The organism is Candidatus Angelobacter sp., from assembly GCA_035607015.1.
Taxonomy (GTDB): Bacteria; Verrucomicrobiota; Verrucomicrobiia; order Limisphaerales; family AV2; genus AV2.
Map to the genome: position 1 here is coordinate 1 of DATNDF010000273.1, position 15,318 is coordinate 15,318.

14 protein-coding genes are annotated in these 15,318 nt (G+C 57.0%); 4 read left to right on the forward strand and 10 right to left on the reverse strand.

Annotated elements, in window-relative coordinates; genetic code table 11:
- Together icd and VN887_11095 are read left to right on the forward strand one after the other, a co-directional pair.
- On the forward strand, positions 1-1,158 hold a 1,158-nt coding region (gene icd, locus VN887_11090), incomplete at its 5' end, for an NADP-dependent isocitrate dehydrogenase (GenBank protein HXT40550.1).
- Between the two features lie 51 nt (positions 1,159-1,209).
- A complete protein-coding gene (locus VN887_11095) occupies positions 1,210-2,274 on the forward strand; it encodes an SGNH/GDSL hydrolase family protein (protein ID HXT40551.1) in 1,065 nt (354 codons plus the stop codon).
- A gap of 82 nt (positions 2,275-2,356) precedes the next feature.
- Here VN887_11095 and VN887_11100 read toward each other — a convergent pair whose 3' ends face one another.
- The 7 genes from VN887_11100 to VN887_11130 all read right to left on the reverse strand — a co-directional run bounded on the left by VN887_11100 (position 2,357) and on the right by VN887_11130 (position 10,459).
- Positions 2,357-5,218 (reverse strand): aconitate hydratase, encoded by a 2,862-nt coding sequence (locus VN887_11100; protein HXT40552.1) that lies wholly within the window; start codon positions 5,216-5,218, stop codon positions 2,357-2,359.
- Between the two features lie 121 nt (positions 5,219-5,339).
- Positions 5,340-6,428, reverse strand: coding sequence for an ATP-binding protein (locus VN887_11105; protein ID HXT40553.1), 1,089 nt, complete (start codon positions 6,426-6,428; stop codon positions 5,340-5,342).
- A 267-nt stretch (positions 6,429-6,695) separates the two neighbouring features.
- Complete coding sequence (locus VN887_11110) at positions 6,696-7,175, reverse strand: redoxin domain-containing protein (GenBank protein HXT40554.1); 480 nt, start codon at positions 7,173-7,175, stop codon at positions 6,696-6,698.
- A gap of 180 nt (positions 7,176-7,355) precedes the next feature.
- Positions 7,356-7,871, reverse strand: coding sequence for a hypothetical protein (locus VN887_11115; protein HXT40555.1), 516 nt, complete (start codon positions 7,869-7,871; stop codon positions 7,356-7,358).
- A 144-nt stretch (positions 7,872-8,015) separates the two neighbouring features.
- Positions 8,016-8,495 carry a thioredoxin-dependent thiol peroxidase gene (gene bcp, locus VN887_11120; GenBank protein HXT40556.1) on the reverse strand — a complete coding sequence of 160 codons (480 nt, stop codon included), beginning with the start codon at positions 8,493-8,495 and terminating at the stop codon, positions 8,016-8,018.
- A gap of 115 nt (positions 8,496-8,610) precedes the next feature.
- A complete protein-coding gene (locus tag VN887_11125) occupies positions 8,611-9,192 on the reverse strand; it encodes a CDP-alcohol phosphatidyltransferase family protein (protein HXT40557.1) in 582 nt (193 codons plus the stop codon).
- A gap of 40 nt (positions 9,193-9,232) precedes the next feature.
- Complete coding sequence (locus tag VN887_11130) at positions 9,233-10,459, reverse strand: MFS transporter (protein ID HXT40558.1); 1,227 nt, start codon at positions 10,457-10,459, stop codon at positions 9,233-9,235.
- Between the two features lie 132 nt (positions 10,460-10,591).
- Between VN887_11130 and VN887_11135 the strand changes: the two genes are divergently transcribed.
- On the forward strand, positions 10,592-11,608 hold the full coding sequence (locus tag VN887_11135) for a YncE family protein (protein HXT40559.1): 1,017 nt from the start codon (positions 10,592-10,594) through the stop codon (positions 11,606-11,608).
- Between the two features lie 252 nt (positions 11,609-11,860).
- On the opposite strand, the gene VN887_11140 is transcribed toward VN887_11135, so the two are convergent.
- A complete protein-coding gene (locus VN887_11140) occupies positions 11,861-12,676 on the reverse strand; it encodes a DUF1444 family protein (GenBank protein ID HXT40560.1) in 816 nt (271 codons plus the stop codon).
- Positions 12,677-12,870: 194 nt separating this feature from the next.
- Between VN887_11140 and VN887_11145 the strand changes: the two genes are divergently transcribed.
- Complete coding sequence (locus tag VN887_11145) at positions 12,871-13,281, forward strand: DUF1398 family protein (protein HXT40561.1); 411 nt, start codon at positions 12,871-12,873, stop codon at positions 13,279-13,281.
- A gap of 33 nt (positions 13,282-13,314) precedes the next feature.
- On the opposite strand, the gene VN887_11150 is transcribed toward VN887_11145, so the two are convergent.
- Together VN887_11150 and VN887_11155 are read right to left on the reverse strand one after the other, a co-directional pair.
- Positions 13,315-14,667 carry a glutamate--tRNA ligase family protein gene (locus VN887_11150; GenBank protein ID HXT40562.1) on the reverse strand — a complete coding sequence of 451 codons (1,353 nt, stop codon included), beginning with the start codon at positions 14,665-14,667 and terminating at the stop codon, positions 13,315-13,317.
- Between the two features lie 167 nt (positions 14,668-14,834).
- On the reverse strand, positions 14,835-15,318 hold a 484-nt coding region (locus tag VN887_11155), incomplete at its 5' end, for a hypothetical protein (protein ID HXT40563.1).

The window sequence follows — 15,318 nt, forward strand, 5'->3', positions numbered from 1 at the left end:
GCCAAAGCATACGGCGGAAAGAAAAAGATCGCGTGGATGGAAGTGTTCGCCGGCGAAAAAAGCTTCAAGCAGTTCAGCAACTGGCTGCCAGACGAGACCGTCGACGCGTTTCGCACCTATCTGGTCGGCATCAAAGGCCCGCTTACCACACCGGTCGGCGGCGGCATCCGTTCACTGAACGTCGCGTTGCGCCAGATGCTCGACCTCTTTGTTTGTCTGCGTCCGGTGCAGTACTTCACCGGCGTGCCGTCGCCGGTGAAACATCCGGAGAAGGTGGACATGGTCATTTTCCGCGAAAACACGGAGGACATTTACGCCGGCATCGAATACGCCAGCGGCACGCCAGAGGCGCAAAAGATTCTGGACTTCGTTGCCAAGGAATTTCCCAAGGACTTTAAGAAAATTCGTTTCGGCACAAGGCCTGCCGCTGAGGAATTCTGGAAGGCAGTCGGCGCAAAGGATTTTCCCAGCGACGTGAAGGTCGGTATCGGAATCAAGCCCGTAAGCTATAGCGGCAGCGTTCGGCTGATTCATAGCGCGATTTCATACGCCATCAAGTTCAAGCGCAAGAGCGTGACGCTTGTTCACAAGGGCAACATCATGAAATTTACCGAAGGCGCTTTCCGAGACTGGGGTTATCAGGTCGCGAAACAATTCTTTGGCGCAATCGAGATTGACGGTGGACCGTGGTGCAAAATTCCCGAAGGCAAACCCGGCGCCGGTATCATCATCAAGGACAGCATCGCCGACATCACGCTCCAACAGGTGCTGACGCGGCCAGAGGATTTCGATGTCATTGCGACACTTAACCTGAACGGCGATTACCTCAGTGACGCACTCGCGGCGCAAGTCGGCGGCATTGGCATCGCGCCTGGAGGCAACATCAATTACATCAGCGGCCATGCGATCTTCGAGGCGACTCACGGCACCGCGCCGAAATATGCCAACCAGGACAAGGTCAATCCCGGCAGCGTCGTGCTCAGCGGCGAAATGATGTTCCGTTACCTGGGCTGGAACGAAGTCGCCGACCTGATCCTCAAAGGTCTCAACGGCGCGATTGGTTCAAAGCGTGTCACCTACGACTTTGCGCGTTTGATGGAAGGCGCAAAGGAGATCAAGTGTTCCGAGTTCGGAGACAACATCATCTCGCACATGTGATTTATGTCGCGTGGCGGTTGGACTTGTGGTTTGCTGCGAACCATTCCGCCCATGAACACAGTTCCGCTGTTTGGAAAAGCCGTTTCGGCGGTGTTACTGGCCGTCACTCTGTTGGCTGCTTCTCCCGCGTCGGCCTTTGAAGCCATCTACGCTTTCGGCGACAGCTTGACGGACACGGGAAACGATCCCGCGCCGGAACCGGACTACTTTCAAGGCCGGTACTCCAACGGTCCGCTTTGGATCGAGTACCTCTCCACTCAACTCGGCCTTGGTTACAACCCGTCCAACAACTTCGCGGAAAGCGGCACGGAAACTTCGAATGCGCTGGCGCAGGTCCAACAATTCGTCGCGCCGTCGAATGCCTCGCAGTCGTTATTTGTCGTATGGTCCGGCGGGAATGACTTTATCCACAATTTTACCAATGGAATAAGCGAGGTGTTTTGGACCAACTTGATCGCGCGATCGGTCGGCAACCTTTCCAACGCCGTCGTTCAATTGTACGCAGACGGCGCCCGCACGATCGTGGTGCCGAACCAGGTGGATCTCAGCCGTATTCCACTCGTGCTGGATTCAGGTTACCCCACCTCTGTCTTTGCTTATCTCAGCAACAAGGTAAGCCAGTTCAACGGCGGTCTGGGCAGCGCGTTGACGGCGATCGCCCAGTCAAAGCCCGGCCTGCAACTGGTCACTCCGGACGTTTACGCCAGATTCAACGATTTGCTTGCAAACCTTGCCGCCGGCGGTTTCACCAAAGCCGACCCCGACGCGCTCAACGATCCGGCGCTGGCCGACAAATCATTCACCGGACCGGGCAGCAATTACGTCTTCTGGGATGCAATTCACCCGACCACGAAAGCCCACGCCTTGATCGCTCAATGGTTTTACGAGGCGCTGCCACAAACTGCTTCACAACCGCAACTCAGCATCGCCGCGAACGGAGGACCCTTGCAATTGACCCTTGGCAACCTCCTGGTGGGGCAGGTTTATACAGTGCAGACCAGCACCAATTTAAGTGCCTGGTCTGACTTTACGACGCTCAATGCCACCAATGCCGTTCAAGAATGGAGCGCGCCCTTCTCGTCTTCCCCGTTGGAATTCTTCCGGTTGAAGTTGTGAACCGGGGAATCGGAGTTTGGCGGCGTCCTCTTAGCTCGCCTGCGCGTTGATCCGGTGACTCTCGACGAACACTGACGACCAATCACGCGGACGCCATCAACTGTCTCAGTACGAAAGGCAAAATGCCGCCGTGTTGGTAGTAGTCGATTTCGATTGGCGTATCAATGCGGCATCGGACGGGAATGTTTTCCACGGAACCGTTGACACGGGTGATGCGCAGGGTTAGGTCCTGCTGCGGTTTGAGATCCGCGCCAAGGCCGAGCACGTCGAAGACCTCCGAGCCGTCGAGTTTGAGGGTATGGGCGGTGGTGCCTTCCTTGAATTGCAGCGGCAGCACGCCCATGCCGACCAGGTTCGAGCGATGAATGCGCTCGTAGGTTTGCGCGACGACGGCTTTGACGCCGAGCAACGCCGTGCCCTTGGCGGCCCAGTCGCGCGAGCTGCCGGTGCCGTATTCCTGCCCTGCGATCACCACCAGGGGCACGCGCTCCTGCTGATATTTTACCGCCGCGTCGTAGATGGACATCTGCGTGCCCTCCGGCTGATGCCGCGTCACACCTCCTTCGATGCCCGGCACCATCAGGTTTTTGATGCGCACATTGGCGAACGTGCCGCGCGTCATCACGCGGTCGTTGCCACGGCGCGAGCCGTAGCTGTTGAAATCGAGCACATTTACGCCATGGTCCATGAGATACTTGCCGGCGGGCGAGGTTTTCTTGATGGAGCCGGCGGGCGAGATGTGATCGGTGGTCACGCTGTCGCCGAAAATGCCCAGCGGACGCGCCCCTTTGATTTCGTGAATCGCGCCCGGTTGCAGGGAAAAGTTTTTGAAGAACGGCGGTTCCTGAATGTACGTGCTGTTGTCGTCCCACTCATAAACGTTTCCCGCGATCGAGGGGATTTCATTCCACTTCGGGTTTTGTTCGGCGAAATCCCGGTAGAGGTTGCGGAAAACCTCGGGTTTCAACGCCGCCTGCATCAACTCGCGTATTTCCTTCAACGTCGGCCAGATGTCCTTCAAGTAAACCGGCGCGCCGTCTTTTCCTTTACCGAGAGGTTCGCTGCTCAAATCAATATCCACGCGTCCGGCGAGGGCGAAAGCGACGACCAGCGGCGGCGACATGAGAAAGTTGGCCTTGATGCTCTGATGGACGCGCGCCTCGAAGTTGCGGTTGCCCGACAGCACCGAAGCGGCAACGAGATCATATTTGTTGATCGCGTCCTCAATCGGCCCGGCCAGCGGGCCGGAGTTGCCGATGCATGTTGTGCAACCATAGCCGACGAGATTAAATCCAAGTTTGTCGAGGAAGGGCTGTAATCCGGTCCGGCTCAGGTAATCGCTTACCACGCGCGAACCCGGCGCAAGCGAGGCTTTCACGACCGGATTGACGCCGAGGCCTCGCTCGACCGCCTTTCTGGCCAGCAAACCGGCCGCTAGCATCACGCCGGGATTGGACGTGTTTGTGCAGCTTGTGATGGCGGCGATCAATACGCTGCCGTGATGAATCTCGGATTCCGCTTTCGGAAACGCCGTGGAAGGCACCTGTTCGGGCGTGTCCGGCGCGGGGTGCTGGTCCCGCATTTCGGATTCGCTCGGGTCCACCCCCAGGCGGCGATGGCCGTACGTGTGGTCGATGAACGGATGGACCTCCCGGGTGGTGTTGACGCGCGCCATGGTCCTGAGGTCTTCCGGCCGTTTGCCAAAACCGTTTTCTGTCGCCGGCCGGGTGAACGCCGCCAGAAATTCCTTCTTCAGTTCCGGCAGTTCAATACGGTCCTGTGGACGTTTTGGTCCGGCGACACTTGGCACGACGCTTCCCAAATTCAGTTCAAGATCGGTTGAGTAGCTGAGATCTCCCTTCTTCGGGATGCCGAACAGGCCCTGGGCGCGGTAATAGTTTTCGTAGAGCCGGCAGTGCTCCTCACTGCGGCCGGTGGCGCGGAGGTAGTTGACACATTCGGCGTCCACGGGAAAGAAGCCCATCGTCGCGCCGTATTCCGGCGCCATGTTCGCGATGGTCGCACGGTCCACCACCGGCAGCGCCGCCGCGCCGGGACCGTAGAATTCCACGAACTTTCCGACCACTTTCGCCTTCCGCAGCATCTGCGTGATGGTCAGCGCGAGATCGGTCGCGGTCACGCCTTCGCGCAATTCACCGGTCAGGTTGACGCCCACAACATCCGGCGTGAGGAAATAGACCGGTTGACCGAGCATGCCGGCCTCGGCTTCGATACCGCCCACGCCCCAGCCCACGACTCCAAGTCCGTTGATCATGGTGGTGTGTGAGTCGGTACCGACAAGCGTGTCGGGATAGCAAACCGCCGAACGTTGGGAGTTGTCAGTTGGTCGGGTGGAGAGCACGCCGTTGGCGAGATATTCCAGATTCACCTGATGGACGATGCCGATGCCGGGCGGCACCACCTTGAACGTGTCGAACGCCTGCATGCCCCACTTCAAAAACTGGTAGCGCTCGCGGTTGCGCCGGAATTCCATTTCCAGATTGCGCTGCAACGCGTCCGGGGTCCCGGCGAAATCCACCTGCACGGAATGGTCCACGACCAGGTCAACCGGCACCAGGGGCTCGATGATTTTCGGGTTCTTTCCCATGCGCGCGGCGGCGGAACGCATCGCCGCCAAATCGACCAGCAGCGGCACGCCCGTGAAGTCCTGCAGGACGATGCGCGCGACAACGAAAGGGATTTCCTCCGTGCGGACGGCTTTCGGCGCCCAGTTCGCGAGCGCACGGACGTTTGCCTCGGTCACTTTTCTCGCATCGCAGTTGCGCAGCACGGATTCCAGCACCAGGCGTATCGAGACCGGCAGTTTTGAGATCGGCCCGATGCCGGCCTTCTGCAGCGCTGGCAGCGAATAAAAAAGGCCTTGTTTTCCGCCGCCGAGGTCGAGTTTTTGAAGCGAATCAAAGAGGTTGTGCAGCGTGTTCATAGAATCCCATCGCCAGTCGCGGGTCAACGGTGCAACGAAAATGAAGTTTGGCCAGAGCCCTGTCAAGGTGCTTGCGTCGCGACAGCCAGCCAGTGATGACAGCGAAGCAGGGAAAGACGAATCAAGCCGTCGGCAGGCGCAGGTGGAAAGTGGCGCCACGCCCTCGTTTTGATTCGCAAAAGATACGACCGCCGTGGGCCTCGACGATGGATTTGGCGATGGCCAGGCCCAGACCGGTCCCCCCATTCTTGCCCGAGGTGACGAATGGCTCGAACAATCGGTCTTTGATGTCGTCGGGGATTCCCGGACCGTTGTCGCGGACGCATATCTCCGCTTCGTTTCCGTCGAGTCTTCCGGAAATGGTTATTTTTCCCGCCCGGTCCTTCAAGGCGTCGGCCGCGTTATAGACGAGATTTTGCAGGACACGCAGGAGTTTGTTCACGTCCGCGTTGATTGAAATGCCCACCGGCCGAAGTTCCAGCGTGATTTTATTATGTTTCAGGTAATCCTGGTTCAGGAAGGCAAACCGTTCCATGAGCGCGGCCAGTTCCGTTTGTTCCCGTCGCAATTGGTAGGTGCCGCGGGAAAACTCGAGGAGTTCCTCGGCCATCGAGACCATTCGTTGTACCTGGCCGCGGATGATCCGGCAACAATGCTGCGTGCGGTCGTCCGGGTGAAGGTCGCCAATCACCGTGCCGGCCATCAACACGCCGTGGCAGGGGTTTCGCAGATCGTGAATGATTGAATTGGCCATCTCGCCGACCAGGGTCATCTTCTCCTTGCGCACCACGGCGGCAACATACTGCTCATCCGTGGCGCGCAGGTGCTGGATCGTCCGGTTGAACACGTCGATGACCGTTTTCCCGGAAGTGGCCCGCAACACGGACAACACCGGCTGGCGGGCGAGCTGCGCCACGATGGTTTCCTCGACTGCCACCGCGCGCGTGCTCCGCGCCGACCCGTCCAACACGCCGAGTTCTCCGAAGAAGTCGCCTTCGCCGGCGAAAGCAATCGTGAGATGGTTTTTTTGACCCGTCCGCTTGCACAATTCCACCTTGCCGGACAAGACCAGGTAAAGGCAGTCGGACTGCTGACCCTCCTCAAAAATGATGGACAGAGGGGGAAATGTTTTGACGGTTGCGCCTTGGCGCAGTCCGTCGGCGATGTTGAGGTCGAAAAAGGTGAAAAACGGGTGCGAAGACAATTCCATAATTTGCAGTTGGACGAGGCAAAGCCGATTGTATGCCAACGCGCCGTTCGGAATCCGGAGAAAACTCGCCAGTCGTAATAACCTCAACCGATAATTGTCCGTCGGGCAGGTCGGTGCAAAGACGAAGGCGAGAGCGAAGCGGAGAGAGCAAGCATGGGAACGGCGGGGCAGGGCGTGAAAAACCCCGCTTCGCGGCAAGCCACGGAGCGGGGTAAATTCCGTGCGCGGTCCGGCTCTCCATGTCGCGCCCGGCTTCGCGCGGATCGATTACTTGAGTTTTCCCAGTGTTTCCTTGATTTTGTTGAAGTCCGGCAACTCCTTCGGCGTCGGCGTCTGTTCGCTGTATTGGATGACGCCATTCTTATCCACGACGAACGCCGCGCGCGCGCTGACCGCGCCCAGCCCGATCAAATCCGGCAACAGCGTGCCGTAGGCTTTGGCCGTCTCTTTGTTCAAGTCGCTGGCCAGGGTGATGCCAATCTTTTCCTTCTGCGCCCACGCTTCCTGCGCGAATGGACTGTCCACGCTGATGCCGATGACATCGGCATTCAGACCGGAGTAAGCGTTCAGACCGGACGTGATGTCGCACATCTCCTGGGTGCAAACGCTGGTGAACGCCAGCGGATAGAAAAGCAGCAAGGTGTTCTTCTTGCCGAAATTGTTGCTCAGCTTCACGTCCACGAGGCCGGAGGCTTGTTTGGATTTGAGGGTGAAATCGGGGGCTTTGGTTCCAACGGATAATGGCATAGGTTTTATTTTCGATTTTGAATTTTAGATTTCCAGTTGCGGAAAGTTTATATGGCCTGTTCCCACGGTGTCAAATTACGATTCGACCTTTGCGACTTCGGGTTGCATGTTGCAAATGTGCATAACGTAGCAAACAGAAAGTGCGAGAGCAATCAACTGGAGGGCACTTGTTATCTAGCTTCATATTCTCTTGCTCAATTGAACCTCTCCAAAGGTAATAAAGACAAATGTTGTGCCTGCTGGCCCACGGTAAGCGCCGTTCGAGCAGCACAACCGGCACGCAAGCGCCGTCATATGCCAGGCATCCATCTCCTCGGCTGACCATTCTGGAGAGGTGAGACGCAGGATATGGTTCTGCTCACCGTACTGTCGGACTCTGAGTGAATCCCGTGTGAGGGATTCGGAAATGGACGAATTCGCCCAAGCCCACATCCACGTGCCTGTTCGGCTATCAAAAGAACCGATAATCTGTGATGGCGCACGAACAATCTTATCAGGAAATGTGAAGACTAATTCGCCAGTATCTTGCGAGAAATCCCAACGCTCTTCCTTCCCAAAATGCCAAGTGCCCTGATGCGCGCCGGTCTGGAGTCGTAACCCTTCCACGCTACCCTCAAGAAACGCTTTGAACTCTGGCGTCTCTCCGCCATCGTCGTTCCCATCACCACGTCCAAATGGCCTTCTAAAAATGCTCATGATTACCAAGTATTTGATGCTCGCTAATCGTTAAAATGAGCCGCACCGTGTGTACTACTGACTTTTCCAAGAGCGACCTTTTAACACCTGGATACGAAAGCAGGCTCACGACTCTCTGTGAATGATAATTGAAGCGCAAAACCCTCAGGAATCCAAAGCCGCCAGCACTTCCTCCGCATGTTCCTCCGGTTTGACCTGCGGCCAGATTCTCTTGATTCGGCCATCCGGCCCGATCAAAAACGTGACGCGATGCGTCCCGAGATATTTCCGGCCCATGAACTGTTTCTCACCCCATACGCCGTAAGCCTCAACAATCTTTTTGTCTTCGTCCGACACCAGCGTGAACGGCAGCCTGAACTTCTTGACGAACTTGTCGTGCGCTTTCACTGAATCCACACTGATGCCGAGCACCACTGCCCCTTCCTTCCTGAGCGCGGCAAAATTATCACGAAACGCACACGCTTCCTTCGTGCAACCGGGCGTATCGTCCCTCGGATAAAAATAGAGCACGACGTGTTTGCCTTTGAAGTCAGCGAGCGAGACTGTGCCGCCGCCGTTCGCCCCGGCAGTGAACTCCGGTGCTTTGTCTCCTTCTTTCAATTTTAATTCAAGTGCTGTGGCCATAAGCAAACTGCGTGCGTGGTTGGAGTAATGGAATGGTGGAGTTTTGCCAAGCAAGTTCCTTCCGCCGACCCCTCATCAGTCCACCACTGCATCTCTCCATTACTCCATCTTTCGTTTATTGTTTCGGCGTCGGCAAACTTGCCGGACTGGCGCCAAGCTGCCGGATGCCGTCAAAAAGGTAAAGCGCGCCCGACGCGCCCGTAAACAATGCCGCGCCCAGCGACCAAACGTAAAGCCAGGCGCCCTCGAACTTGAACAGCGCCCACAGCACCGCCGTCATTTGCAGGACCGTCGCCACCTTGCCGGTGAGGTGCGGACGCACGTTCACTTTCCCACACGCGTAATAGATCACCACCATCCCGATAAGCACCAGCATGTCCCGGCTGAGGACGGTCACCGTCAACCAAAGCTGCAGATGTGGCAAATACTGTTCATGATGCAGGCTCAACGAAACAATCCCTGATACCAGCAACAACTTGTCGGCGAGCGGATCGAGGATCGTGCCCAGTTCGCTGCGTTGATTGTAGCGGCGAGCAATGTAGCCATCCACGCCATCGCAAATCGAAGCCGCCAGGAACGAGGCAATCGCCAGATACCGGTGCAATTCTTTGCCATGCTCCACATAGCTCAACACCTCGACGATGAAGAACGGCACCAGCAGAATCCGGAAGATGGTGATTTTGTTCGCCGTGGTCATGCCCTGCGTCGCGCAGTTTTGCCTGTCCCGTTTCCTGCCGTCAACCCTTCTGCATCAGCGGACGGCGATAGACAAACCACCAGAACCAAATCGTCCCCAACGTTCCACAAATCGCCGCGCCGATAAAGTTTGCCCGCGGACTGACGCTCCAAAGCCACGCGCCCAGAAACGAGCCGCTGGTCACCACGCAGTCGCGAATCAGGTAATAGGCACCGTAGGTGCGCGAACGCAGTTCCGGTTTCGCCTGGGCGATGATCAACGCCTTGCGCGCAGGCTCGCCGAATTCTTTCAATCCTCGAACCGCAAAGGCCAGCGCCAGCCAGAAGAAATTGTTTGCCCACAGCAGCGTCATCGGAAACAGCGTGAAAAAAACAAACGTCGCCAGCACGAAAGGCCGTTGCCCGTGTTTGTCCGCCAGGTGCGCGACGGGAATGTAGCAGAGCATCGCCGTGATCATTTCGATGGCGATGAGCGTCCCAAATTGTTCGGCAGTGACGCCGTTGTGGTTCATTGCCCAGAGAATCACAAAGGCATAAGGAATCCGTTCACAGAACCGGATCAAGACGTCGCTGACCAGCAGCTCGCGCAAGGTGGGGCTGAAGAACTTGATGACGTCAAGAAAGGTAGGGACGCGCTGCCGCGCGTCCTGGCCGACCAGCAGGTCGGCCCTACCAGATTCCGGCTCCACCATGAACCATTGGAAAACTGCCGTGAACAAACTCAGCACGATGCAACCGGCCAATGCAAAGCGAACCCCTTCCGCCCAGCCAAACCGCGTCACCAGCCAGCCGCCAACCAGCGGCCCGATCATCATGGGCACGCGGCGAAACATGGATTGCACGCCCACACCCATGGTATGCTGACGTGCTTCGAGCGAAGTGGCCACAACAGTGAGCGTCGCGGGCAATGACAGCGCGCTCCACGCCAGAAACAGAAACGCGCCCAATACCAGCGCGAGCCAGTGTTGCCAGAGCAAAACGAGTGTGTAACCCGCGAGTGAAAGCGCGTTGAAGAGCAGCAACGAACGGCGCTGTCCCCAATGATCGGTCAACCAGCCGCCGGGATAGGCGTAAAGCGCGCCGAGCAACGTTTGCAGCGCGTCGAACAGGCCGATGATGAAGATGCCCGCGCCGAGCGTTTCGAGATACTTAGGCACGAAGTTGAGCCAGAGCCGTTCGCCGGTCAGTGCCAGCACCAGCGCGCCGAGCAATAACACCGTGTTGCGCTTGAGCGCTAAAAATCGGGCGGTTCGTTGCCAGGCATTCATGACTGTCGCTCAATCGCGACCAAGCGGCCAGGAAGACCGGTCGGCTCAATGCTCTGGTGCAGGGTTGTCTTTGCGTCCACGCGGACTACACTTATGCTGGACTTGCTCAGTTGCACACGAAATTTTCGAGACATGATTGCGTTCGGCAAACTGACAGAGGTATTCGCGAGACAATGCTGGTTTCCCGCGCTCTGTTCGCTTGTCGTGACAGCGAGCGCAGCCGAGCCGGCTTCGCTCAAGCCTGTCAAAACGATCCCGTTGCCCGACGTGGTCGGTCGGTTCGACCATTTCAGCAGCGATGTCAAAGGCCGGCGGCTGTTTGTCGCCGCGCTGGGCAACAATACCGTCGAGGTGCTCGACCTTGATACCGGGAAACGGTCGCGTTCGATCACCGGCTGCGACAAACCGCAGGGCGTTCTGTTCCTTGAAAAGGCAAACATGCTGTTTGTGGCCAACGGCGGAAACGGCAAGCTGCGCGCTTACGACTGCGCGAAATTCGACCCGCTTGCGATGGTCGGTTCGTTGGATGACGCGGACAATGTGCGATATGACGGGAAACTGGACCGGGTTTATGTGGGGTATGGCGACGGTGCGCTGGGCGTCATCAATCCGGCGACTGGCGTCCAATTGGCGAGCATCAAACTACCGGGCCATCCGGAATCGTTCCAGATCGAACGGGACGGCGGCCGCATTTTTGTGAACGTGCCGGAGGCAAGACAGGTCGCGGTGATTGACGGCCAGGCGAAAACAGTCAGCAAAGCCTGGTCGTTGCCGGATGCGAAGGCGAATTTTCCCATGGCGCTCGATGAAACGGATCGACGCCTGTTCGTCGGCTGCCGCAACCCTCCACGGCTGGCCGTGCTCGACACCACTGCGGGAAAAGTAGTGAGTGACGTTGTCATCGTCGGCGACACGGATGATTTGTTTTATGACGCGAAGCGCAAACGCATTTACGTTTCGGGCGGCGAAGGTTTCGTCGATGTCATCGAACAGCGCGATGCCGACAACTACAAGTTGTTGGAGAGAATTCCAACCGCGCCCGGCGCACGCACGTCGTTCTTCTCGCCTGAACTCGACCAGTTTTATCTGGCAGTGCCGCGACGGGGCGGGCAGGGGGCGGAGATTCGGGTTTATGAAATTGGTAAGTGAGCCGCGCTCTGGGAGAGTTTGCGTCCGACAAGGAGCGTCGGATGAGTGCGATCTTCAAGTCGCTTCACGGCACGAAAGTGAAGAGAGTGCGGATTTCGATTCAGGCGGTGACTTTTTTCGACCGTGGCGACGCGAAAACGTAAGCGGCGTGAACGCGCGACAAAGCGCGGAGCGGAGCGAGGGTCTGATACGCGGCGATTTGGTTGACCAACGGCGGACGGTGGCTCACGGAGCCGCGCTCAGGGAAAAGTGCTAACGGTTTTCCAAGGAGGAATCTTTGAACCTCTCAAACTTGCCGTTACGATACACGAACAGTTTTGTTGTGAGTCGGTATGAGCCTTCGGCAGAAGATTTTTGGACGATTTGCTTCATCTTCTCAATTCCCTGCGGGTCCTCACTGCCGGTGACGATTAGCAAATCTCGGGTCGGGATGGCCACGACAATATCACCATTCACTTCCTTTTGCAGATCAGTCCAGACGGAATCGAGGAGCAAGATACTGGCTTCGTAGTCTCCACCAGCAGTAATCATGTAAAGGCCATTGGCTCCACGTCGCTCAATCTTGGGAAGCAATCGTTTCAAGTTTTCGCAGGCAAGGTTTCTTAATTCCTTTCGACCAATGTGTGCTTTTTCCAAATCCTTTGGCCCGAAATATCGGATATTTTTGGGAGAATCTTCCGCGTAGAGAATGATCAAATCGGAATTCAAGTCTTCATAGACATTCTCTGGCATCTCCTTCGCCCCGCGACTCGTCACCGCCTTCCGCGTTTCTTCAATCCAAGGACGATCTTTGATGACTGGGACTATGCGAGTTCGGTCAAGTTCCTCTGATTTTTGAAGGCTGTCGATCGTTTCCAACCCGGCTGCGACAAATTGCTTGATGACTTCATTCTTTGACTTCGGATCTAGCTTGTAGGTATCGTACGCGTTGTCGAGAAACGACGTTGATTCCTGCCCTCCCGCCGTGGTCACTTTGAGTTCCAAGTCTCTTACAATTTCCACCAGCAATTCCGGCGAAGATTTTCGCAACGCGGTTGCGAATTCAGAAGTGAACTCTCCGGGTTTCAAGACATCTGGTTTTGAACAGCCAGAACAAAAACCCTTATGCCGAGCTCGGCATAATGGTTATTTTTACTAGCTCCGGGTAATGCCGAGTCGTTGGGGTAGTCTCTCAAATCACTGAAGGATCTCCCCTTTTCTCGTTTCCCAACTCGGCATTATTTTGTCACATTGGCCTCGGCCAAACGCCCAGATAATCAATCATGAATACTGAAATCATAGTCGAAACCGCACGGGCCACCCTTGCAGGAACGATCTCCTTTCCCGAAGTCGTCCGCGATCTCCTTGCTGCCTCTGTAGAGTATTATCACGTGGATTACGTCGGGATGCGAAAGACCTTTTACGGCGCGAATGGCGACATGGTCGTAACTCCGATTGCTTACGAAGGACTATCTCCGGTTGCCTCGGAATTGTCCGTCGAGAACCTGCGTGCAGCGATTCTAGACAGTCAGCGCAACGGGCAGAAATATCGCGATTTCACCCGTCGCGCGATGGAAGCCGGCGTCCAAAGCTACTTCGCATTCCTGCGAGGCAAACGCGTTACCTACTTGGGGCGGACAGGTGACCAGCACACCGAGTGGTTTCCAGGCGCTATGCCACTGAATATTGTTTGAATGAAGCGTTTCATGCTTTTCCAAATCCGCGTTTCACCTGTGGTTAAAACTCGCCAACGCGTTTCCAATCCTAGCCATCACCTTATCTTTGCCCAGCACTTCGAGAAGATGGTAGAGGCTCGGCCCGGCGGTCTTGCCGGTGCAGGCCAGGCGAGTTGGATGCACGAGGACACCCGCCTTCACTCCCATCTGCTTCGCGGTTTCCTTCAACGCATTTTCCAAAGTGACGGCATCGAACGAGGCGAGACCGGCAAATACCTCGCGCAGTTTCATCAATCGTTCGCGGTTCTCTGACGTGAAATCCTTCGCCACCGCCTCCGCGTCGTAAGTCACTTCTTCGACAAAATAGAATCCGCCATAGTCGGCCAGTTCGGAGAACAAACGTTTCTTGCCCTTGCAAGTATCCAGTGCAGCTTTCACATAGGCCGCCGGATATTGGCTTGTGTCGAAGCCGGCTTTCCTTAACGCCGGGATGGCCAGCCCGTAAAACCGTTCGTTGCTCATCAGCCGGATATATTCGCCATGAAGCCAGTGCAGCTTGTCGAGGTCGAAGCGCGCGTTGTGCCGGAGGATTTGCGGCAGATCAAAAACTTTCACGATCTCCTCGACCGGCATGATCTCGCGGTTCTCCTTGGGCGACCAGCCGAGCAAACAGAGATAGTTCACGACCGCTTCCGGCGCGAAGCCCTCGTCCATATAACTCGTCAATGACGCGCCCTGGTCGCGCTTGCTCATTTTGGAGCCGTCGTGATTCAGGATGAGCGGAATGTGCGCGTATTGCGGCGGCTCGACGCCAAACGCACGGAAGAGCGCGATGTGCTTGGCGGTGTTGCTCAGGTGGTCTTCGCCGCGAATCACGTGCGTGATGCCCATCTCAAGATCATCGATGACGTTCACGAAATGAAACACCGGCTGTCCGTCCGAGCGCACCAGGACAAAATCGGGATCGAGTTGTTCGCGGTCGGTGAGTTCACGGCGCACGTCGCCGACGACCAGGTCAGGTATGATGATCGGTTCGCGAGTCATTTTGAACTTCACCGCGCCTTCGTGATCGTAAGCGACCCCTTTGTCTTTCAACTCCTGGACGCGGCGCTGATAGATCCCGCCGCGCTGCGATTGGAAATACGGTCCGCGACTACCTTTGCCGGGCGCTTTCGCGTCGCCGGTCACCGGCCCTTCATCCCATTCGAGGCCCAGCCAGCGCAGGCCGTTCAGGATGACTTCAACGGCCTCTTGCGTGTTGCGCGCCGCGTCGGTGTCTTCGATGCGCAAGATAAACGCGCCGCCAACGTGGCGGGCGTAAAGCCAGTTGAACAGCGCGGTGCGCGCGCCGCCGATGTGGAGGAAGCCGGTCGGGCTCGGGGCAAAGCGAACGCGAACATTCATGAGGACAAATTCAGTGGCACAGGTTCACCATTCAGCGCTGGAACGATACCGGGTCACGCGGCTGGCTGGCAAGTTTACAGCGGGATGTTCGCGCACGGCGAGGATTCACTGGCCGATGCGCAACCGCGCCGGGCGCGGGATCACGTCGGGACAACTGCGGGAATCTTTTAGGGCCCAGTTCGCACACGGTAGAACCTTGCCCCGGTCAGCCCACCGCTCTGCAATCCGTCGTCAGTGAAGTCAAAGGCGCCATTGGTCGAGGTGATGATGTTGGTAAACGCCGTCCACAGCGGCGGCATCACATTGGAAAAATCGACTCGAAAGTTCTCGTTCACCGGAGCTGGCCACGCAAAGTGGAAGCCATTGCCCGAGTAGGCCGCAGAGCCGAGGTTGATCGCCGGAGTAATCGTGAAATCCGAACGCATCCGGACCACCGTGTAAGGGTTCCACGTGGACAGGGTGTAATAGATGGTCAGCGTGCTGTTTGTGACCTTCGTGAAACGCTCGATCATGATGGGCGCGAAGTCGCCGCCCGCCGTGTTGGTGGGATCATTGAATCCGATAACAGGCCCATCCAGGCCGTCGTCCGGGATCCTGTTCGGGTCGTGGATGAACACCTCCGGACCCTGGTCGAGATTCTTTTGAAAAATG

What these genes read in the sequence shown, in the direction of transcription:
- VN887_11135 (HXT40559.1), top strand. Translation starts at nt 10,592, where the DNA reads ATGATTGCGTTCGGCAAACTGACAGAGGTATTCGCGAGACAATGCTGG.
- VN887_11130 (HXT40558.1), bottom strand. Translation starts at nt 10,459, where the DNA reads ATGAATGCCTGGCAACGAACCGCCCGATTTTTAGCGCTCAAGCGCAAC.
- VN887_11150 (HXT40562.1), bottom strand. Translation starts at nt 14,667, where the DNA reads ATGAATGTTCGCGTTCGCTTTGCCCCGAGCCCGACCGGCTTCCTCCAC.
- VN887_11145 (HXT40561.1), top strand. Translation starts at nt 12,871, where the DNA reads ATGAATACTGAAATCATAGTCGAAACCGCACGGGCCACCCTTGCAGGA.
- VN887_11115 (HXT40555.1), bottom strand. Translation starts at nt 7,871, where the DNA reads ATGAGCATTTTTAGAAGGCCATTTGGACGTGGTGATGGGAACGACGAT.
- VN887_11105 (HXT40553.1), bottom strand. Translation starts at nt 6,428, where the DNA reads ATGGAATTGTCTTCGCACCCGTTTTTCACCTTTTTCGACCTCAACATC.
- VN887_11100 (HXT40552.1), bottom strand. Translation starts at nt 5,218, where the DNA reads ATGAACACGCTGCACAACCTCTTTGATTCGCTTCAAAAACTCGACCTC.
- bcp (HXT40556.1), bottom strand. Translation starts at nt 8,495, where the DNA reads ATGGCCACAGCACTTGAATTAAAATTGAAAGAAGGAGACAAAGCACCG.
- VN887_11095 (HXT40551.1), top strand. Translation starts at nt 1,210, where the DNA reads ATGAACACAGTTCCGCTGTTTGGAAAAGCCGTTTCGGCGGTGTTACTG.
- VN887_11125 (HXT40557.1), bottom strand. Translation starts at nt 9,192, where the DNA reads ATGACCACGGCGAACAAAATCACCATCTTCCGGATTCTGCTGGTGCCG.
- VN887_11110 (HXT40554.1), bottom strand. Translation starts at nt 7,175, where the DNA reads ATGCCATTATCCGTTGGAACCAAAGCCCCCGATTTCACCCTCAAATCC.